At 34.9% G+C, this 21440-nt stretch carries 19 protein-coding genes; 11 read left to right on the top strand and 8 right to left on the bottom strand.

Features of this window, described 5'->3' with window-relative positions:
- Positions 1-32: 32 nt before the first annotated feature.
- Genes E0F98_RS05480 through E0F98_RS05470 form a run of 3 tightly spaced genes read right to left on the bottom strand, consistent with a single transcriptional unit; the run spans position 33 to position 3726 of the window.
- Positions 33-1421 carry a bifunctional UDP-3-O-[3-hydroxymyristoyl] N-acetylglucosamine deacetylase/3-hydroxyacyl-ACP dehydratase gene (locus E0F98_RS05480; RefSeq protein ID WP_132109611.1) on the bottom strand — a complete coding sequence of 463 codons (1389 nt, stop codon included), beginning with the start codon at positions 1419-1421 and terminating at the stop codon, positions 33-35.
- Positions 1414-2457, bottom strand: coding sequence for a UDP-3-O-(3-hydroxymyristoyl)glucosamine N-acyltransferase (lpxD, locus tag E0F98_RS05475; protein WP_132109610.1), 1044 nt, complete (start codon positions 2455-2457; stop codon positions 1414-1416). The genes E0F98_RS05480 and lpxD overlap by 8 nt, the downstream gene beginning before the upstream one ends.
- A gap of 27 nt (positions 2458-2484) precedes the next feature.
- Positions 2485-3726: an HD domain-containing protein gene (locus E0F98_RS05470; protein ID WP_132109609.1), complete on the bottom strand. Its 1242-nt coding sequence runs from the start codon at positions 3724-3726 to the stop codon at positions 2485-2487.
- 202 nt (positions 3727-3928) lie between these two features.
- Here E0F98_RS05470 and E0F98_RS05465 point away from each other — a divergent pair, with 202 nt between their 5' ends.
- From E0F98_RS05465 to E0F98_RS05450, 4 genes are read left to right on the top strand one after another with little or no spacing between them, the layout of a single operon-like run.
- On the top strand, positions 3929-4429 hold the full coding sequence (locus tag E0F98_RS05465) for a GbsR/MarR family transcriptional regulator (RefSeq protein ID WP_132109608.1): 501 nt from the start codon (positions 3929-3931) through the stop codon (positions 4427-4429).
- An 18-nt stretch (positions 4430-4447) separates the two neighbouring features.
- Positions 4448-5584 (top strand): efflux RND transporter periplasmic adaptor subunit, encoded by a 1137-nt coding sequence (locus tag E0F98_RS05460; protein WP_132109607.1) that lies wholly within the window; start codon positions 4448-4450, stop codon positions 5582-5584.
- 11 nt (positions 5585-5595) lie between these two features.
- Positions 5596-8766, top strand: coding sequence for an efflux RND transporter permease subunit (locus E0F98_RS05455; protein ID WP_132109606.1), 3171 nt, complete (start codon positions 5596-5598; stop codon positions 8764-8766).
- The gene (locus tag E0F98_RS05450) at positions 8756-10156 is read left to right on the top strand and encodes an efflux transporter outer membrane subunit (RefSeq protein WP_132109605.1); all 1401 of its coding nucleotides are present in this window, start codon (positions 8756-8758) and stop codon (positions 10154-10156) included. Before E0F98_RS05455 ends, E0F98_RS05450 begins: the two co-directional genes overlap by 11 nt.
- Before the next feature lie 132 nt (positions 10157-10288).
- On the opposite strand, the gene chrA is transcribed toward E0F98_RS05450, so the two are convergent.
- Together chrA and E0F98_RS05440 are read right to left on the bottom strand one after the other, a co-directional pair.
- Complete coding sequence (gene chrA / locus E0F98_RS05445; RefSeq protein WP_132109604.1) at positions 10289-11422, bottom strand: chromate efflux transporter; 1134 nt, start codon at positions 11420-11422, stop codon at positions 10289-10291.
- A gap of 145 nt (positions 11423-11567) precedes the next feature.
- Positions 11568-12077: a GNAT family N-acetyltransferase gene (locus E0F98_RS05440; RefSeq protein ID WP_132109603.1), complete on the bottom strand. Its 510-nt coding sequence runs from the start codon at positions 12075-12077 to the stop codon at positions 11568-11570.
- 592 nt (positions 12078-12669) lie between these two features.
- Here E0F98_RS05440 and E0F98_RS05435 point away from each other — a divergent pair.
- The 7 genes from E0F98_RS05435 to E0F98_RS05405 all read left to right on the top strand — a co-directional run bounded on the left by E0F98_RS05435 (position 12670) and on the right by E0F98_RS05405 (position 19892).
- Entirely contained in the window at positions 12670-14025 is a 1356-nt protein-coding gene (locus tag E0F98_RS05435) for a Na(+)-translocating NADH-quinone reductase subunit A (protein ID WP_132109602.1), read from the top strand.
- Positions 14026-14352: 327 nt separating this feature from the next.
- A complete protein-coding gene (locus E0F98_RS05430) occupies positions 14353-15534 on the top strand; it encodes an NADH:ubiquinone reductase (Na(+)-transporting) subunit B (protein ID WP_132109601.1) in 1182 nt (393 codons plus the stop codon).
- The gene (gene nqrC, locus E0F98_RS05425) at positions 15527-16258 is read left to right on the top strand and encodes an NADH:ubiquinone reductase (Na(+)-transporting) subunit C (protein WP_132109600.1); all 732 of its coding nucleotides are present in this window, start codon (positions 15527-15529) and stop codon (positions 16256-16258) included. Before E0F98_RS05430 ends, nqrC begins: the two co-directional genes overlap by 8 nt.
- A gap of 12 nt (positions 16259-16270) precedes the next feature.
- The gene (locus E0F98_RS05420; RefSeq protein ID WP_132109599.1) at positions 16271-16951 is read left to right on the top strand and encodes an NADH:ubiquinone reductase (Na(+)-transporting) subunit D; all 681 of its coding nucleotides are present in this window, start codon (positions 16271-16273) and stop codon (positions 16949-16951) included.
- Between the two features lie 30 nt (positions 16952-16981).
- Positions 16982-17596, top strand: a complete 615-nt coding sequence (gene nqrE, locus E0F98_RS05415) for an NADH:ubiquinone reductase (Na(+)-transporting) subunit E (protein ID WP_132109598.1) — start codon at positions 16982-16984, stop codon at positions 17594-17596.
- Between the two features lie 18 nt (positions 17597-17614).
- Positions 17615-18880: an NADH:ubiquinone reductase (Na(+)-transporting) subunit F gene (gene nqrF, locus E0F98_RS05410; protein WP_132109597.1), complete on the top strand. Its 1266-nt coding sequence runs from the start codon at positions 17615-17617 to the stop codon at positions 18878-18880.
- A 10-nt stretch (positions 18881-18890) separates the two neighbouring features.
- A complete protein-coding gene (locus E0F98_RS05405) occupies positions 18891-19892 on the top strand; it encodes an FAD:protein FMN transferase (protein WP_165929288.1) in 1002 nt (333 codons plus the stop codon).
- Here the strand turns inward: E0F98_RS05405 and E0F98_RS05400 are convergent.
- The 3 genes from E0F98_RS05400 to ung all read right to left on the bottom strand — a co-directional run bounded on the left by E0F98_RS05400 (position 19889) and on the right by ung (position 21366).
- On the bottom strand, positions 19889-20074 hold the full coding sequence (locus tag E0F98_RS05400; RefSeq protein ID WP_132109595.1) for a membrane or secreted protein: 186 nt from the start codon (positions 20072-20074) through the stop codon (positions 19889-19891). The two genes, E0F98_RS05405 and E0F98_RS05400, sit on opposite strands and share 4 nt — an antisense overlap.
- A gap of 35 nt (positions 20075-20109) precedes the next feature.
- Positions 20110-20544, bottom strand: coding sequence for a CBS domain-containing protein (locus tag E0F98_RS05395; protein WP_132109594.1), 435 nt, complete (start codon positions 20542-20544; stop codon positions 20110-20112).
- A gap of 129 nt (positions 20545-20673) precedes the next feature.
- Positions 20674-21366, bottom strand: a complete 693-nt coding sequence (ung, locus tag E0F98_RS05390) for a uracil-DNA glycosylase (RefSeq protein ID WP_132109593.1) — start codon at positions 21364-21366, stop codon at positions 20674-20676.
- Between the last annotated feature and the right edge of the window lie 74 nt (positions 21367-21440).

The raw sequence follows: 21440 nt of genomic DNA, 5'->3' as shown, positions 1-21440 counted from the left end.
GGTATATTTCAGGGTCTTATCCTATTATTAATTTATTGCTTTCTAGCAATTTGAGCCATTAATTCGGCTTCTGCAACTAATTTACCATTAGCGTAAGCATTTGCTTGCATATGACAAATCCCTCTTCGAATAGGTGTTATTAAATCGCATTTGAAAATTAAAGTATCACCAGGTAATACTTTTTGTTTGAACTTAACATTATCAATTTTCATGAAATAAGTCAAATAATTTTCAGGATCTGGAACTGTACTTAATACTAATATTCCTCCGGTTTGTGCCATTGCTTCCACAATTAAAACTCCTGGCATTACTGGTGCTTCCGGGAAATGTCCTACAAAGAAATTTTCGTTCATTGTAACATTTTTCATTCCTACCACATGACTTTCAGACATTTCGATAATTCTGTCAATTAATAAAAATGGAGGTCTGTGAGGAAGTACAGCCATAATCTTATGGATATCCATCAAGGGCTCTTGGTTTAAATCAAAAACAGGAACATAATTTCTTTGTTCGATTTTTATGATTTTTGCCATTTTTTTAGCAAATTGTGTATTTACAAAATGCCCTGGTTTATTAGCGATAACTTTACCTTGTATTTTTGTTCCAATTAAAGCTAAATCACCTACTACATCAAGTAGTTTGTGTCTTGCAGCCTCATTAGGATAATGTAATGTCAAATTGTCTAAAATCCCATTTGACTTCACATTGATATCTTCTTTTCCAAAAGCAACTTTCAAATTCTCCATAGTAGCTGCAGAGATTTCTTTATCTACATACACAATAGCGTTGTTCAAGTCACCTCCTTTAATTAAACCATTTTCTAACAATGATTCTAATTCATGTAGAAAACTAAAGGTTCTTGATTGTGAAATTTCATTTTTAAATTCAGAAATGCTTTTCATAGTTGCATTTTGAGTACCTAAAATTTTTGTACCAAAATCAACCATCGTAGTAACACAATATTGATCACTTGGCATGATTAAAATTTCGCTTCCGCTTTCCTCGTCAGTAAATGAAATAACTTCCTTAACAACATAAACATTGCGTTTTGTGTTTTGTTCTTCTACGCCTGCTTCTTCAAGTGCTTGAACAAAATATTTAGACGAACCATCCATTATAGGCAGCTCCGAAGCATTTAATTCGATAATAACATTATCTAAATCACAACCAACTAGGGCCGCTAACACATGTTCTGGCGTTTGTATTTTTACTCCAAGTTTTTCTAAATTGGTTCCTCGTTGTGTATTTACAACATAGTTTGCATCTGCTTCAACAACAGGATGTCCTTCTAAATCTACTCGGACGAAAGTAAAACCATTATTTACCGGAGCAGGTTTAAAAGTCATTGTAACTTCTTTACCAGTGTGCAATCCAACTCCTGTTAGCGAAACTTCTGTCTTTATAGTTTTCTGTTTAACCATTATTCCCGATTTTTTGGTTTAATATTTGTTTTTTTAATTCTTCTAATTCTGAGACGATCTTTGGTAAATTTTTAAAGTGGACATACGATTTACTGTAATCGTTGTAGCCAAATGCTGGGCTTCCCTGTAAGATCTCCGCATCTTTGATGTTTCTTCCTACTCCGGATTGTGCCTGAATTCGAACATTATTCCCAATGGTTAAATGTCCTGCAATACCTACCTGACCGCCAATCATTGCGTTTTTCCCAATTTTAGTAGAGCCTGCAACACCAGTTTGAGCTGCAATTACGGTATTCTCTCCTATTTCCACGTTGTGACCTATCTGGATTTGATTGTCCAGTTTCACTCCTTTTCTTATAATTGTAGAACCCATTGTAGCACGATCTATAGATGTACAAGCACCGATGTCTACGTCGTCTTCTATTATGACATTTCCTATTTGCGGAATTTTTTTAAAGCTTCCGTCAGGATTTGGCGCAAAGCCAAAACCATCAGCTCCTATCACCGCACCAGAATGTATGGTACAATTTTTTCCAATTACGGTTTGCTCATAAATTTTAGTTCCTGCAAAAATAGTTACATTATCGCCAATGACAACATTATCTCCGATAAAACAGTTAGGATAAATTTTCACATTGTCGCCTAAAACGACCTTAGAACCTACATAGCTAAAACTACCTAAATACAAATTCTTACCATAAGTAGCATTCTCTGCTATTACCGACGGCTGTTCGATTCCGCTTTTAGCCCCTTTTGCCTGATCATAGAACTCTAATAATTTAGAAAAAGCCAAATAAGCATCTTCTACTTTTATCATCGTTGTCGTTATTTCCGATTCTGGAAAAAAGCTTTTATTTACAATCGTGATTGTAGCTTGGGTGCTATATATGTAGTTATTGTATTTGGGATTTGATAAAAAAGTCAGCGACCCTTCCTTTCCTTCTTCAATCTTAGACAACTCATGCACTTCAGCATTGGGATTCCCAACAACTTCTCCTTCCAATATTCCCGCTATTTGTTCTGCTGTAAATTTCATTGCGACAAAAATATAAAAAAATAGATTTTAAATGTTCATTTCCACGAGTTGTTTTGGGAAACATATGTAATATTTGGTCACTGATTTAGATAATGATTTTAAATTCAACTGATCAGAAGATTCAATGACAGTTTCTACTGTCCTATCTTTTTTCAATATTCGTATGGGTTCTGCTTCTTTGCTATAAGCTTGGTTTTTTATTTTTCCTTTAAAAATAAAATAGTTTGCTTCTAATAAACTGATATTGTTTTCTAATGCAAAACGTTCTTTTAAAGGTTGTAAATCTTCACTAGGCACTTTATCGCTAGTTAATTTTATTTTTAATAAATCCCTATTAATTATCATTTTACTCATCGTAGATAAAATAAAATCATCTTGATATTGCCATTCCTTTAGAGCACTAATTATATCAAAATCATCGAGTTGAGCGAATAAATTTAAAGTCTGGGCATCAAATATATCCATTGTAACTTTATGTTGCAAGAAATAGTTCAAAGGTCTACTTGATGGTAAAACCACTCCTTTTAGGGTTAGTTCTTTGGCACGTTTTAAAATTCGCGTCAAGATCAATTCGGCCGCTAAGCTGGTTTTATGCAAATAAGCTTGCCAGTACATTAAACGTCTGGACATCAAAAATTTCTCAACAGAATAAATCCCTTTTTCTTCGATTACTAAAACATCATCAGCCACATTCATCATCTGAATCAATCGTTCTGAGTTGACATTTCCTTCGGCCACACCCGAGTAAAAACTATCTCTTTTTAGGTAATCCATTCGATCCATATCCAGCTGACTGGATATCAATTGCAACATAAACAAACGATGGTATTCGCCTTTAAATACTTTTATAGCTAAATCAAGTTGCCCATCAAATTCAGCGTTTAACTGATGCATAAACAACAAAGAAATTTCTTCATGGTGTACGTCTTCAACAATACTTCTTTCCATGGCATGCGAAAAAGGTCCATGTCCTATATCATGTAATAAAATGGCAATATAAAGCGCATTTTCTTCTTCTTTTGAAATTTCAACGTCTTTAAAACGCAAAACATCAACTGCCTTTTGCATGAGATGCATGCAACCCAAAGCATGGTGAAACCTAGTATGGTTCGCTCCTGGGTAAACAAGATAAGACAATCCCATTTGCGAAATTCTTCTCAGGCGTTGAAAATAAGGATGCTGAATTAAATCGTAAATTAATGCATTGGGTATGGTAATAAACCCATAAATAGGGTCATTGAATATTTTTAGCTTATTGATTTGACTCACTATAAGTTTGTTTTTAGGTCAACAAATATAGGAAAAATAGATTTTAGTTTCTCAAAGTGTTTTTTACAGCTGTTTACTACCAGTGATACTTATAAAATACTGGCTATTTCTCGAGCTTATTTCATTTCGATAAAATTAACATAACATTAAGTTCGATTGGTTCGGTGATTTGCGAACCAATCGTATCTTTGCAAAAAAAAACATGGACAATTTACAAAAAGAGAGAGGGGAACTCATTGAATTTTCCGGAATTCATTTTGCGTCTACATATAATATTCCTCCACTAGCAGCGAGAATTTTAGCATTACTGATTATTGACGGATGCAAATCGGGATTGACCTTTGAGAGTTTAGTCGAAAAGTTATCGGCGAGTAAGAGTTCGATATCCACAAACCTGAATTTACTGCTTAAAATGGAGAAAATAAATTATTTCACAATTGCTGGTGATCGAAAAAAATATTTCAAAGCCTCTCCATTAAGCGAACGACTTTTGAATTATAAAAAAATGCTGGAAGCGGAAAAATTTCTTGTTAATAAAATGCTTCATTATCGCGAACAAACCATTACATGTCCTCAAGAAAAATGCAATTTGGAGAATGTAAAAGCATATAAAAATCACATTGAAGAAATGGAGGAACTTTTTGTAAAGACCATTGCTGAATTTAAAATAATAGAAATCGATAATAACAATAATAATCAATAATTAATCAAATTTAACAAAATGAAAAAAATTTCATTACCACTAATAGCTTTCGTACTGCTACTCTCTTCGTGCGGAAAGAAAGAACAACAAGCTGCAGTACAAGGACCCGCTCCTTTTCCTGTACAAGAAATAATAACTCAAGATGCGACGGTCTATCAAGAGTTTACTGCTAATCTTGAAGGTCAACAAAATGTTGAAATTAGACCAAAAGTGAGCGGATTTATCCAAAAAGTGTATGTTGATGAAGGTCAGGTGGTAAGAAAAGGACAAATTTTGTTCAAATTAGAAACACAAACGCTAAACCAAGATGCATCAGCTGCAAAAGCGATGGTATCAGCGGCACAAGTCGAAGTAGATCGTTTGAAGCCTCTTGTAGAAAGAAGCATTATTAGTAATGTTCAATTGGCTACAGCCAAAGCAAAATTAGCACAAGCTAAAAGTGCTTATGGAAGTATTGCTGCTAATATTGGTTACGGAACCATATATTCTCCTGTAAACGGAGTCATTGGTAGTTTGCCTTTTAAAGAAGGAAGTTTAGTAAATCCTACTAGCGAAATGCCTTTAACAACAGTGTCTGACACAAAAATTGTACGTGCCTACTTTTCTATGAATGAAAAACAAGTGCTCTATTTTAATAAGACATTTAAAGGTGCTACAACTGCTGAAAAGTTAAAATCAGCTCCAGAAGTTTCCCTGATTTTAGTAGACAATTCAGAATACGATCAAAAAGGAAAAATTGCAACGATTAACGGATTAGTAAATGCAACTACTGGAACAACAGAGTTTAGAGCCGAATTTAAGAACCCAGAAGGGATTTTAAGAAGCGGAAGTAGCGGAGTTGTTCGTTTACCAATCGTACAAAGCAATGTTATTTTATTACCTCAAAATGCTGTTTTTGAAGTGCAGGGAAAACAAATGGTTTATGCTGTTGATAAAAGCAACAAAGTAAAGTCGAGAATTATAGAAACTAATGGAACTTCTGACTTGAATTACATTGTAACTTCGGGACTTGCTGAAGGAGATGTTGTCGTTGTTGAAGGAGCTTCCAAACTAAAAGAGGACATGGAAATTGTACCACAGCCTACAAAAAATACGGTAGCTGAAAAAGTCATTCCAGCAGCTGCAGAAACTGCAACAAAAACTACTACTAAATAATATTTACTGAGATGTTAAAAACTTTTATAGAGAGGCCAGTACTCTCGACCGTAATCTCAATCTTAATTACCATTTTAGGTGTTTTAGGATTGATGTCATTACCCGTAGAACAATACCCCGAAATTGCTCCGCCAACAGTTCAAGTATCTGCAACGTATACTGGTGCAAATGCCGAAACAGTACTGAATAGTGTGGTTATACCGCTAGAAGAAGAGATCAACGGTGTCGAAGGAATGACCTATATGACTTCCTCTGCCGCTAATGATGGTTCGGCTAAAATTTCTGTTTACTTCGAATTAGGAGTTGATGCAGATCTAGCTGCGGTAAACGTGCAAAATAGAGTGGCTCGTGCGACTTCTAAACTGCCTCAAGCAGTAGTGCAAACTGGAGTTACAACCGTAAAAAGCCAGACTAGTGCCTTGATGTTCTTTGCTTTATATTCTAATAATGATGATTTTGATGAAACATATATTCAGAATTATGCCAAAATAAATCTAGTACCTAAATTACAACGTGTTAAAGGTGTAGGTCAGGTTAATGTTTTTGGAGCCAAAGATTATTCGATGAGAATCTGGATTGATCCTGCAAAAATGGCTACTTATAACCTAACTCCTAAAGACATTCAACTTGCATTGCAAGAACAAAATGTTGAAGCTGCTCCAGGAAAATTTGGAGAAAATGCCGATGGAGTTTATGAATATGTAATCAAATACAAAGGGCGTCTTTCTGAAGTAGAAGATTATGAAAATATCATTGTAAAAGCAATAGGAAATGGAAATTTCTTGCGACTTAAAGATGTTTCTACCGTAGAATTGGGTGGTTTCAACTATGGGACTAAGAATATCGCTATGGGTAAACAAGGTGTTGCTGTTGGTGTATTTCAAACTTCTGGTTCGAATGCACAAGACATCATTACTGAAATTGTAGATATTCTTGACGAAACAAAACCCAACTTCCCTGCGGGAGTGGATTATGTTATTCCATATAATACTAAAACGTTCTTAGACGCCTCTATTGATAAAGTAGTTTATACTTTAATCGAAGCCTTTTTACTGGTTTTCCTTGTGGTTTATTTATTCTTACAAGATTTTCGATCTACTTTAATTCCTGCTATCGCAGTACCTGTAGCTATTGTTGGAACCTTTTTCTTCCTTCAAATATTTGGTTTCTCTATAAATATGTTAACACTTTTCGCTATGATTCTGGCGATTGGTATTGTGGTCGATGATGCCATTGTCGTCGTCGAGGCAGTACATGCTAAACTTGATGAGGGCGCTAAATCCGGAAAAGAAGCTACTTTATCAGCAATGAGCGAAATTACAGGAGCGATTATTTCGATTACGCTAGTAATGGCAGCGGTATTTATTCCAGTATCTTTCTTGGGTGGTCCATCGGGAGTATTTTATAAGCAATTTGCCATAACATTGGCCATTGCTATTTTGATTTCGGCAGTAAACGCTTTGACTTTAAGCCCGGCATTATGTGCTTTATTTTTAAAGCCACACCAAGATTCTGACCATAAAGACAAAAACTTTAAAGATAAATTTTTCATCGCTTTCAACACTAGTTTTGATCGAATGAATAACAAATATGTTAAGTCTCTTGGATTCTTAGCACGGAAAAAATGGATTACCATTACGGCTTTAGTAGTGTTTTCAGGAATTACTTTCATTTTGTTCCAATCAACACCTTCTGGGTTTATTCCTAATGAAGACAGGGGAATTATCATGGCCGATTTGACGCTTCCTCCGGGAACAACCTTAGAGAAAACTCAACTTGCGGTCAATGAATTAGATTCTATTCTTGGATCAATGGACATTGTAGAAGCACGAATGAGTGTGGTAGGTTTCAGTTTGTTAAACAGTGTAAATGGAGGTTCTTATGCCTTTACCGTTATTAGATTAAAAGACTGGAGCGAACGTAAAGAAGACAACCAATCAGTTGATGCTGTTGTGGGGCAACTATTTGCTAAAACCGCTCACTTTAAAGATGCAAAAGCACTGTTTTTTACGCCACCTAGTGTGCAAGGTTTTGGATCAGCAGATGGTTTTGAACTAAAAATTCAAGACAAAGGAGATGATGATTGGGCGACGATGAGTAAGGTGAGTAATGAGTTTCTATGCGAATTAATGAAAAGGCCTGAAATTCAATATGCAATTACAAACTTTAATCCTTCTTTTCCACAATATCAAATGGATATTAATGTAGAAAGAGCCAAGGACGCTGGAGTTTCAGTAACTGATATTTTTAGTACTATGCAAGGTTATTATGGCGGATTGTACACCACGGATTTCAATAAATTCGGAAAACAATACCGTGTAATGATTCAAGCCAAAGCATCAGACCGCGCCAATCTGGAATCGATTAATTCTGTTTATGTTAAAAATTCCTCAGGACAGCAGGTTGCAATAAGTCAATTTGTTGATTTCAAAAGAATTTATGGACCTGAAGCCGTGGCGCGATTTAATATGCTAAAAGCAGTAAACGTAAACGGTAAAGCAAAACCAGGATACAGTTCAGGAGATGCAATTAAAGCTATTCAGGAAGTAGCTGCAGAACATTTGCCAAAAAGTTATACCTACGAATTCTCTGGAATGACCCGGGAAGAAATTTTAGCGGGAAGTCAAGCAATTGGTGTATTCTTATTGAGTTTAATATTTGTTTACTTCTTGCTGAGTGCACAATACGAAAGTTATTTAATACCATTATCAGTGCTACTTTCACTACCTGTAGGTCTTGCAGGAGCTATTGGTTTTATAAAACTGGCCGGTTTAGAAAATAATATTTATTTCCAAGTCGCCTTGATAATGTTGATAGGACTACTGGCCAAAAATGCCATTCTGATCGTCGAGTTTGCTATACAAAGGCGCCGAAATGGAATGGATCTTACAAAAGCCGCTATCGAAGGTGCCAAAGCACGTTTGCGTCCTATTTTAATGACCTCACTAGCCTTTATCTTCGGATTATTGCCATTGGCATTTTCTTCAGGTGTTGGAGCAGTAGGAAACCGTTCTATCGGTATGGGAGCTGTTGGAGGAATGTTAGTAGGAACAATTTTAGGAGTATTTGTTATTCCAATTTTGTTTATCATCTTTCAAGGATTACAAGAACGTCTATCTGGAAAACCAGTAGTTGCTAATGAAAATGATGTTCCACTTTTAGAAGAAGAAAATGAAAAATAAAATATACAGAGTCGCGCTATTAGGGCTAACTGCAACGGTAATGCAATCGTGTTTCGTTGCTAAAGACTACAAACGACCAGAATTAAAAACAGCTGATTTATATCGAAATGAGGTAGTGTCTACGGACACTATTTCATTAGCTAATGTGTCCTGGGACAAGGTTTTTACAGACCCATTATTGCAAGGATATATTTCTAAAGGATTACAAAACAACCTAGACATCCGTATTGCCATGCAAAATCTAGTTGCGGCTGAGGCAACAATGAAGCAAGGAAAAGCGGGCTACTTCCCTACTCTTTCTGCAGGAGCAGACTGGACGCACCAGGAATTATCTAGAAACAGTCAGTTTGGCGCTTTGTTAAAAGACCGCAGCACAGATCAGTATCAATTAACGGGTTCTTTATCTTGGGAAGCAGATATTTGGGGTAAAATAAGAAGCAATAAACGTGCTGTTAATGCATCTTACTTGCAAACTACGGCCGTAAACCAAGCGATAAAAACACAGTTGATTGCCTCAATCGCGACTACTTATTATCAATTACTTTCAGTCGATGCACAAATAAAAGTAGCTGAAGAAACCTTGATTAACCGCAACAAAAGTGTTGAAACTATACTTGCTTTAAAAGAGGCCGGTAATGTAACTGAAGTTGGTGTTAAACAAACCGAAGCTCAAAAATATGCTACTGATCTTATCATTGCGGATCTAAAGAACAACATCATTTTCCTTGAAAATACGATGAGTATTCTTTTAGGAGAGCCTTCGGCTAAAATTGAACGCAACACATTCGAATCTCAAACAATGCAACCAGCAATTACCCTAGGAGTATCTGCAAGTTTATTGAGAAACAGACCTGATGTGATCGCAGCCGAATACAATTTAATCACTAATTTTGAAATGACTAATGTAGCCAAAAGCGGATTTTATCCTGCCTTAAGAATTACAGCTACAGGCGGACTTCAAAGTATCGATTTGAAAGAATGGTTTAGTGCTAATTCTATATTTGCTAATGTGATTACGGGTCTAACACAACCTATTTTCAATCAAAGACAAGTTAGAACGAAATATGAAATTGCCAAAGCCAATCAGGAGAAGGCCTACTTACAGTTTGAACAATCATTGCTTACTGCAGGTAAAGAAGTTTCAGATGCATTAGCCCAATACAATAATGAAACTTATAAAATGACGGTTCGAGTGAAACAGGCTGATGCCCTTAAAAAAGCAGCTAATTTTTCAGATGAATTGTTGACTTATGGTTTAGCCAATTACCTAGAGGTTTTGACTTCTAAGAATGATGCTTTAAATGCCGAATTAAGTTTAGTAGATAACAAGTTCCAACAATATAGAGCTGTAATTCAATTGTACAAAGCCCTTGGTGGTGGATGGCAATAAGCTATTGCGAATAAAAATTTAAGAGGTTGTTAATTCCAAAAAAGCCACTAAGTATCGTTCTTAGTGGCTTTTTTATATTTTTATGTTCCCCTCTATTTTTCGAAAAAGACTAGAAAAACGAAACAAATTTTGTTAAACCAAAAACAGTAAATAACCCATTAATGCTCCTCCCAAAACAATAAAAGCACTATTTATTTTCTTATAATTGAACGCAATTCCAATACTCAATAAAGCTATTAAAATCGTACGCCAGTCTGTGATAGTTTCAGTCCCTAATTCATAACAGATTGATACAATTATCGCAATCGAAGCTACATTTACCGCGTCCAAAAATAGGGCAAAAGACTTTGAGTTTCTCATCATTTTTACCAAAGGATTTAATAGCGCCACAAATACAAAAGAGGGTAAAAATATTGCTAGCGTAGAAATAAGTGCTCCTGATATACCATTGATCTGATAGCCAATAAAAGTAACTGAGGAGAAAACAGGTCCCGGTGTAAATTGTCCTACCGCAATGGCGTCAATCAATTCCGTCCTGGTGAGTAATCCTTTAGCAACTAATTCGGCATCCAAAAAAGCAAAAAGCACATAACCGCTTCCATATAGTATTGCCCCAATTTTTAAGAAAATCAGAAATAAATTTAAGTTAGTGGGTACTAATAAAGCTGTTTTAGAAACTGGAATTAGCATCAGCGGAATCCAGTTGTTTCCTTTAATATTAGAATCTTTGTTGGTTATGGAATTCCAAAACAAAGCCAGGAATCCAGCGCCAAAAAGCAGTGCTATTTCATTGAACTGCAATAGTGAAAGCAGCAAAACGATGCCACCTATAATTCCTAATCGAACTGTTTTTAATGATTTTTTTGCCAAAGGAAAAATAGCACTTAGAATAATGGCAATTATTGCCGGTTTTATTCCGTACAAAAAAGGCTGGATTTCAGGCAGCTGACCGTATTCTTTGTAAAGCCAAGCAAATATTCCAGTTATCAAAACGGCTGGAGTGATAAAGCATAATCCGGCGACAATAAGTCCTTTCCATCCTGCTCTTTCGTGACCAATATGAATTGCCATTTCGGTACTGTTAGGACCTGGAATCAAATTAGTAGCACCTATTAAATCTAAAAAATGTTGTTCGTCGAGCCACTTTTTTTTCACCACTACTTCCTCTCGCATCATAGAAATGTGTGCGGCGGGACCGCCAAAACCTATAATTCCTAACTTTAAAAAAAGTCCAGCAACTTCCTTTAATTTTTGCTTTTCATTCATCACGATCGCTCGTTTATTATTTTATTACAGCGAGCCAAGATACTATTTTTTCAGTTTTATAGGAATTCAAATTTCTATTTAAAATTAGCGCCACAGTTTTTATACTTAGCATCGAGGATTTAGAAAAAAGTCTATTACTTCTAATCTAAACCAATAATTTAAATAGTAGTAACTCTTCGGAATCATCAATTAGTTTGATGTTTTTCTCAAATTGCAGACCGAGTTTTACTAATAATTTTTGTGAACTGATATTCCCTTGTGTAGTGATTGCGCTAATTTCCATTAAATTGAACTCGGCAAAAGCAGCTTCTTTCAAGGCATTTGTACTTTCAAAACCGTAACCTTTATTCTCATATTGTGGAAGAAAAGCAAATCCAATGTCCATTCCCTCCACGCCTTCTCTATCATAAAGTCCACAGCAACCTATTTTTGCTCCATCAAATTTTCGTCTAACAGTATGATTCCCAAAACCTAGTCTTTCGAGTTGAGGAGTCATATGATTAGATATATATTCCTTTGCATCTTGAGTGTATTTTAGATTTCTATCTCCTATAAATTCAATCCATTTTGGAGTATTGAAGAGTTCTAAAATTAATTCGGGATCCACCGTGGTCGTTGGCGTCAGATATAATCGTTCTGTTTCAAATGTTTTCAATTACTTTAGTTTTGAGATTCACATTGTGTATTTTACCTAAAAATTCCGAGTCACCTTAACTAAGTTTAAAACCTAAATACTATTTCAGTTTAAAAAATAACTTCTACTTACTATTTTTTTTAGAAATTAGTCTTAAAGAAATCGCTTTCCTTACGGTTTCCCTTAAAATGTTTTGTTTTTTAATTAATACTTTTTAAAATCCACTTTTTTGATTAGAAAAATATTCTTTTATTAACTCTAAATTTAATGCAAGAAATTGATAGAGCACTTATCTAGTTTACATATCTGGTAGCTTATGTAAATCCTTCAATTTATTCTTTGTTTTATAAAGCAGAGTTAGATTTATAATTTAATTTTAATGTTATTACTTTAATATTCATTTAGTTATAAAACTAATTTTTTTGTCGTACATTATTTATTATTGCAAAATTAAAATATTTTCACTGTTGTTTTTTCACGCAAATTCATTAAATTAGTACTTTAAACTTCTTGTTTTTAACAAAAATCTAATACGCATAATCTTATAGCATACTAAAATTACATCCATAAACCAGAATATCATAAGTAATACCCACTAAAAATAAATTAATGTATGAGTGAATATATTAAAATTAAAAGGGGATTGAATCTCAAATTGATAGGTGAAGCTGTTAAGTCAGTATTGGAGCTGCCCGTGGCCGAGATATTTGCTATTAAACCAAAAGATTTTGTGGGTCTTACGCCAAAATTATTAGTTAAAGTAGGAACTAATGTTCTAGCTGGAACTAAACTATTTTACGATAAAAACGATGAAAATATTCTGTTTTGCTCTCCCGTAAGCGGCGAAGTAATTGAAATTCTTCGCGGAGAAAAAAGAGTCATCTTAGAAATTAAAATCCTTGCCGATAGGGAAGTAAAACACCACTTATTTAGTAAATCAAATCCCAACCAACTTTCGAGAAAAGAAATCGTTGAGCAACTGCTAGATAGCGGCGTTTGGACTTTTATTCGTCAACGCCCATACGGAACTATTGCGAAACCTAGCGAAAAGCCAAAAGCCATCTTTATTTCTACTTTTGATACAAATCCATTAGCAGCTGATAACGATTTCATTATGTCAGGGAAAGAGTCTCATTTTCAAACGGGAATTGATGCCTTAAAAAAATTAACGACGGGAAAAGTACACTTAAACCTAAAAGCAAACAGCTCCCCCGCTGCTGCTTTTAGCCAAGCTCAAAACGTACAAATCAACAATATATCAGGTCCTCATCCTGCGGGAAATGTTGGCGTGCAAATTCACCATATTGACCCAATAAATAAAGGCGAAGTCGTGTGGTACATTCATCCACAAGATGTAGTCATCATTGGAAAATTATTTACCGAAGGAATATTCGACGCCACTAGAACCATTGCGGTTACAGGCTCTCAAATTATAAAACCCCAATATTACAAAACGATTGTAGGTTCTTCTATAAAAAATATCCTTTTAGATGCAGGTCTAAAAAAAGGAGAAAACCGAATCATTAGTGGCTCTATTTTATCAGGCAGTAAAGTTCCCGCGGACGGATTTTTAGGTTTCTATGATTCCCAAATTACCGTAATTCTAGAAGGAAACCAATACGAATTTATGGGTTGGCTAAAACCAGGCTTTGATAAATTCAGTGTATCTCGTACTTTTTTCTCTTGGCTGACACCAAATAAACAACACGATTTAAATACCAATCTACATGGCGAAGAACGTCCTTTTGTAATGACTGGACAATATGAAAAAGTTTTTCCAATGAATATTTACCCTGTACAACTTTTAAAATCAATACTAATTGAAGATATCGATATGATGGAAAAGCTGGGTATTTATGAAGTCGCAGAGGAAGATTTTGCACTCTGCGAGTTAGTCTGTACATCAAAAATAAAATCGCAAGAAATCATTCGTCACGGACTAGATATGGTTCGGAAGGAATTTAGTTGAATAGTTATGTCTCTTTTAAGACATATAAGATTTTTAGTTTTAATCTATAACTAGTTTATTAGGAAACCTTAATAAAAGGGAATAAAAGTCGCATCGTTAAACAATGAGTATTTAATGCCACGATAAAGTTATTTCCGTCAATCAAAGCGAAGTTGGTGGGGTTGATCAAGAAGATTAGTAAAAAGAAATTATCAATTGGACTAAAATATTTTCAATAGTAATTCTCAAAAATGAGTCTTTTAAACATATAAGTATCAAATTAATTAAACGGACATACAAATCACACAATCTAATAGTTACCAAATTTAATCCTTAAACAATCTGAATTTGAAGCCACTTAGAAACTTACTAAACAATCTCAAACCTAATTTCGAAAAAGGAGGAAAACTAGAGAAATTCCATCCCGCATTTGATGCGTTTGAAACCTTCCTATTTGTACCTAACCATACTACAAAAAGCAAGGGAACACACGTACGCGATGCGATCGACTTAAAACGCACGATGATCTTAGTGGTGTTGTCTTTAGTTCCATGTCTGTTATTCGGTATGTGGAATATTGGTAACCAACACCATCTCGCTTTAGGGATTGCAGATGTTTCACTAATGGATAATTTTATTTTTGGAGCTATTAAAGTTCTCCCACTTATCTTAGTTTCTTACGGAGCAGGATTAACAACAGAGTTCATCTTTGCTATTATTCGAAAACATACCATAAATGAAGGTTTCTTAGTTTCAGGTATGTTGATTCCGCTTATAATGCCCATTGATGTCCCTTTGTGGATGTTGGCTATTGCCACCATTTTTGCGGTAATTATCGGGAAAGAGGTTTTTGGTGGTACTGGAATGAATATTTTAAATCCTGCGCTTACCGCTAGGGCATTCTTATTCTTTGCCTATCCAACCAAAATGTCAGGAAACGAAGTTTGGATTAACACGAGTACAAACAAAGGGCAAGCCGTTGTTGATGCTTATAGTGGTGCGACACCATTAGGAGATGCAGCAGCTGGTTTTGCTGATAAAATTCCCAGTATTATGGATTCCTTTATAGGTGTTATTCCTGGATCTGTAGGGGAAACTTCGACTATTGCTTGCTTGATTGGAGCTGGAATTTTATTATATACAGGCATTGGCAGTTGGCGCATTATGGCATCAGTTTTTGCTGGAGGATTTTTGATGGCTGTAATATTTAATATTTTTGGATTGAATACCTTAATGCAAATCAGCCCGCTACATCATTTAGTTTTGGGAGGTTTTGCCTTTGGCGCTATTTTCATGGCCACTGATCCTGTAAGTGCTGCACAAACGAATACTGGAAAATACATCTATGGATTTTTAATAGGACTGTTAGCAATTCTTTTCAGAGTATTTAACCCCGCTTATCCCGAAGGAATGATGTTAGCTATTTTATTTATGAACGTAATGGCGCCCTTAATAGACCATTATGTAGTAGAAGCAAATATTAAAAAAAGACTAAATAGAGTTACCCCAATACACAATCAAAATGGATAAAGACAGTAACAAAGCCACGTTTATTTTTTCCTCCTTTATGGTGGTAGTCATTGCTATTCTGTTATCAGTAACAGCCATAAGTCTTGCTCCCTATCAGGAGAAAAATGTTAGGGTCGAAAAAATGAAAAATATACTCAGCTCTGTTTCAATTCCTACTGAAACATCCGAAACCGAAGCTGCCTTTAATCAATACATTAGCAAACAAATTGTGTTGAATAATAAAGGGGAACAAATAACTGGCAATGTCACTGCATTTGACATTGACCTCAAAAAAGAATTGGATAAAGCCAAAACTGGAAAAACCAATGAGCAGTTGTTTCCGTTATTTATTTGTACCAAAGATGGCAAGTCTTTTTATATTATTCCGATTAGAGGAAAAGGATTGTGGGGACCTATTTGGGGTTTTATCTCGCTAGAAAGCGATAAGAATACTGTTTATGGAGTTAGTTTTGGCCACAAAAGCGAAACACCTGGCCTTGGTGCGGAGATTGAAACAGAAAAATTTCAGCAGCAGTTCGTTGGGAAGAAAATATTTGATGATTCTGGAAACTTTGTTTCCGTTACTGTAATTAAAGGTGGAGCAAAACCAGATGACACACACGGTGTTGACGCAGTTTCGGGAGCGACGATTACTAGTAAAGGAGTTTCTGAAATGATTAAACGAACGGTAAACAACTACATCCCATATTTCAAAAAACAAGGAGTAGTAGCTTCAACCAACTAAAAATAACAGGCTATGAGCAAAGAAACCATCGCAGTACCTGCAAAACCTAAAAAAGAAAAAGAGCCTTTATTTTCGCCAAAAAATAAAAGACTTTTATTTGATCCATTAAATGATAACAATCCCATTACGGTACAAGTATTGGGGATTTGTTCAGCATTAGCGGTAACGGTAAAAATGAAACCTTCTATTGTAATGGCTCTTGCAGTAATGGTAGTTTGTGCTTTTTCGAATGTGATTATTTCTTTTATTCGAAATATTATTCCCAATCGCATTCGGATTATCGTTCAACTAACGGTGGTTGCGGCAATGGTGATTATAGTAGATCAATTCTTAAAAGCTTTTGTATTTGATGTGAGCAAACAGTTATCGGTTTTTGTGGGATTAATTATAACAAATTGCATCATCATGGGGCGTTTAGAAGCCTTTGCCATGTCTAACAAGCCATGGCCTTCCTTTTTAGACGGAATGGGCAACGGTTTTGGTTACGGCTTAATTTTGGTAATCGTTTCTATGATTCGGGAGCTATTTGGTTCTGGAGAACTGATGGGTTTTCGTGTCATTCCAGAATCCATTTATAAAATGGGATATTTCAATAATAGTCTCGTCATCATGCCACCTATGGCTTTAATCATTGTGGGAATTCTTATATGGATTCAAAGAAGTCGTAATAAAAAACTAATTGAATCGAAGTAATCAAGTAATGAACGATTTAAACATTTTAACATGGAACACTTCAATATATTTATAAAAGCGGTTTTTATTGAAAACATGATATTTGCCTATTTTCTTGGCATGTGTTCTTATTTGGCGATTTCTAAAACGGTAAAAAGCGCTGTGGGACTTGGCCTTGCGGTGACTTTTGTATTAACTATTTCTGTTCCTGTTTGTTACCTCCTAGAAAAATATGTCTTAAAAGCGGGAGCTTTGCAATGGTTATCTGATGACTACAAGTCTGTTGATCTAAGTTTTTTAAGTTTTATTATGTTTATCGCAACCATTGCCTCTATTGTACAACTAGTAGAAATGATTGTTGAAAAATTTGCGCCCGCATTATACACTTCCTTGGGGATATTTTTACCCCTAATTGCGGTAAACTGCTCTATTCTGGGAGGTGCATTATTTATGCAAGAGAGAGAATATGCCTCTTTAGGGGAAGCCACTGTTTTTGCTTTGGGTTCTGGTGTGGGATGGTTTCTAGCGATAGTTGCTTTAGCTGCTATTCGAGAAAAATTAAGATATTCTAATGTTCCAGCGCCTTTAAGAGGTTTAGGGATTACGTTTATTTTAACTGGTTTAATGGCAATCGCTTTTATGAGTTTTATGGGGATTTCGATATAAATCTTTAATCAAATTAAAATGATAATATTAAGTATTGATAGCACAACAATAGTAAGTAGCGTAATAGTATTTTTACTCTTCAACTCATTACTTGTTTATATAATTCTGTATGCCAAATCAAAGCTTATTCCGTCAGGATTAGTCAAGATAATTATAAACGAAGTTGATCAGCTTGAAACAGAAGCTGGTGCAACACTACTCTCTACCTTATCTAACAAAAAAATATTTTTACCCTCAGCTTGCGGCGGCGGTGGTACCTGTGGTATGTGTAAATGCCAAGTTTTATCCGGTGGCGGCGAAATATTACCAACTGAAACCCCTTATTTTTCGAGAAAAGAACAGCAAGACAATTGGCGACTAGGATGTCAAGTAAAAGTAAAACGGGACATGGAAATAGTCATTCCTGATAATGTGATGGGGATCAAAAAATGGGAATGCGAAGTAGTTTCAAATGACAATGTTGCCACTTACATTAAAGAATTAGTGGTTAAATTGCCCGAAGGTGATTTTCTAGAATTTGAGTCAGGTTGTTACATTCAAATTGATATTCCTGAATGTGAAATCAATTTTAAAAATGATTTATACAAAATTGATGAACGCTTCAAAGGGGATTATGACAAATTCGGGATCTGGAATTTAAAAATGAAAAATTCAGAACCTATTTTTAGAGCTTATTCGATGGCGAATCATCCTGCGGAAGGCAATATTATTATCCTTAACATTCGATTAGCAACTCCCCCATTCGACCGAAAATCAGGTGGATTTATGAAGCTTAATCCTGGAATAGCATCTTCCTATATTTTTGCGCTAAACCCTGGAGACAAAGTAACAATTGCTGGACCTTTTGGAGATTTCCACATTAAACCAACAGAAAGAGAAATGATTTACATAGGCGGCGGAGCAGGAATGGCGCCTTTACGCTCGCATTTATTTCATCTATTTCACACTGAAAAAGAAAGAAATAGAAAAGTGAGTTTTTGGTATGGAGGAAGATCTTCACGAGAAGTTTTTTATACCGAGGATTTTAGAAAAATAGAAAAAGAATTTCCAAATTTCGAATATAATATTGCACTCTCTGAGCCATTACCAGAGGACAATTGGACTGGTTACACTGGTTTTATACATAATGTATTATTTCAAAATTACTTGAAACATCACGAAGCACCTGAAGATGTTGAATATTATATTTGTGGTCCACCAATGATGAATGCGGCAGTATTTAAAATGTTAGACGATCTAGGTGTTCCACCGGAAAATATTGCATTTGATGACTTTGGAGGTTAATAATATTTTTATGACAAAGACACTACTTCTTATTCTGCTATTAGTCCTAACGAGTTGTGCTTCCGATAAAAAAGAAATTATAAAGCTAGAAGGAAATTCGCAAGGAACAACCTACCACATTACTTACTTATCTGACAATGGTGTTTTGTACCAAAAAGAGATTGATTCACTATTAAAAAATATTGATCAATCGATGTCAACATGGATTCCAACTTCGATTATTTCTAGAATAAATAACAATGAAAAAAATGTTGTTGTTGATGAATATTTCAGAACGGTTTTTAATAAATCTGTTGAAGTGTCTCAAAAAACGGAAGGAAATTTTGATATCACAGTCGGTCCATTAGTAAATTCCTGGGGATTTGGACCAACGAAAAAAAACAAGTTGAGCAAAAACCAAGTTGATAGTTTACTACAATTAGTGAATTATAAAATGGTGACTTTGAAGAATAACCGCATTATAAAATCAAAAACAAAAATACAAATCGATTTTAATGCTATTGCGCAAGGATATTCAGTAGATGTTATAGCTGATTTTCTCGAAAGCAAAAGGATTAAAAATTACTTGGTCGAATTAGGAGGCGAAATTAAAGCCAAAGGGAAAAAAAATACTGAAGAATGGAAAGTAGGTATCGACCAACCTACTGAAGATAAATCCGATAGAAGAAAACTCGAAGCCATTATAACTTTAAATAATAGAGCGCTGGCCACTTCTGGTAATTATAGAAAATTTTACATTGAAGGAAATCAAAAGCTATCACACATAATTGATCCTAAAACGGGTTATGCAGCCAAACATAATTTATTGAGTACCACGGTAATTGCTGATGATGCAATCACGGCAGATGCTTATGCCACAGCTTTCATGGTGATGGGTCTTAAAAAATCGATTGCTTTTTTAGAAAAAAACAAAAGTTTAAATTTGGAGGTTTATTTTATTTATGATGAAAATGGACATTGGAAAACCCATACTTCCCAGAGTTTAAAGAAGCGTATTGAGCAATTGAATTAAGATTTACATTTTTCCTGCGGTCTAGCGCCACAAATACCACATGACTCCCCATCGCCTTGCAACAATGGATTATTACTACTACAAGTACCTGAAAAACTACCGTTTTTTTTCACCAGCAGTTTGATGGCAATTCCAGCAATTGCAATAGCTAGAAGTACAATAGAAAGAATGATTGTTGCCATAGTATTTCGCTAGGTTATTATAAATTTAGGTATAATTAAGCTTTAGTACCGTGGATATAAGAATCTAAGTGATCAATCGTATTTTTTTGTAATTCAATAATTGATTTAACCACATCACCAATAGAGACTATACCAACAACTTTTTCATCTAATAAAACAGGTAGATGTCTAACTCTTTTATTGGTGATTAAATCCATACAATATTCGATGTTATCCGTTGGTTTTACACTAATAATCTCCTCGCCCATAATTTCATGAACAAAGGTATCTTTGGAAGCTTTGTCTTTCAAAACGATTTTTCTCGCGTAATCTCTTTCGGATAAAATTCCTTTTAAAACATCATCTTCGATCACCAGAATTGCTCCCACGTTTTTTTCGCCCATTATTCTTAAAGCTTCATAAACCGTAATAGTGGAAACTATTGAATAAACTTCATGCCCTTTCTCTTTTAATATTTGATCTACAGTCATATAGGTTAGTTTTAGTTATCCATAAATTTAAGGAAAAATAAATTGAATTTTGTTAGAACACATGATTATTTTTTGCTTAACGAACTGTAAATGAATATAAATATCAACTTATAGTATTTTAAAGGTCTATTAAAAAAGACTTCCATTATTGAAAATCCAATCAATCTCTTTTTTTTTATTATCCCTCAAATACGAATTTGCTTTAGTGAAATGCTTATTTCCAAACCATTTTCCTTGATTAGCACTCATCGGTGAGGGATGACCCGATTCTAAAACTAAATGCTTATTTCTATCAATTTTAGCTCCTTTTTTATGAGCAAATCCGCCCCAAAGCATAAATATTACATTGTCCTTTTCTTCAGAAATTTTTTGAATTACACCATCTGTAAATAGATTCCATTTCAAATGTTTATGACTGTTTGGACTGTCTTTTCTAACGGTTAGCGAAGCATTTAGCAGTAAAACACCTTGCTCAGCCCAGGTTTCTAAATTACCCGATGTTGGCAAAAAAATATGGTCAAAATCGGCACTGATTTCCTTGAAAATATTACGCAACGAAGGCGGAATTCTTACTCCATCATTCACCGAGAAAGACAAGCCATTAGCCTCTCCAGTTCCATGATACGGATCTTGACCAATAATCACTACTTTCACATCTGAAAATGAACAGCGATTAAAAGCTGCAAAAATCAACTCTTTTGGCGGATAACAGGCGTGAATCTTGTATTCCTCCTCCACGATCACCGCTAATTCATTAAAATAAGGTTTCTGAATTTCGTCGGCCAAAAGGGTTTGCCATTCGGGCTTAAGGTTGATTTGCATAGAATATTTTTAAGTGCAAAGTTCGCAAAGTTTTTCGCAAACTACACAAAAAAGTAAACCGTTTTTAGTGGGAA

The organism is Flavobacterium hiemivividum (genome assembly GCF_004349145.1).
Taxonomy (GTDB): Bacteria; Bacteroidota; Bacteroidia; order Flavobacteriales; family Flavobacteriaceae; genus Flavobacterium; species Flavobacterium hiemivividum.
The sequence above is the reverse complement of the archived record's forward strand: the minus strand, read 5'-3'. Positions and strand labels throughout refer to the sequence as shown.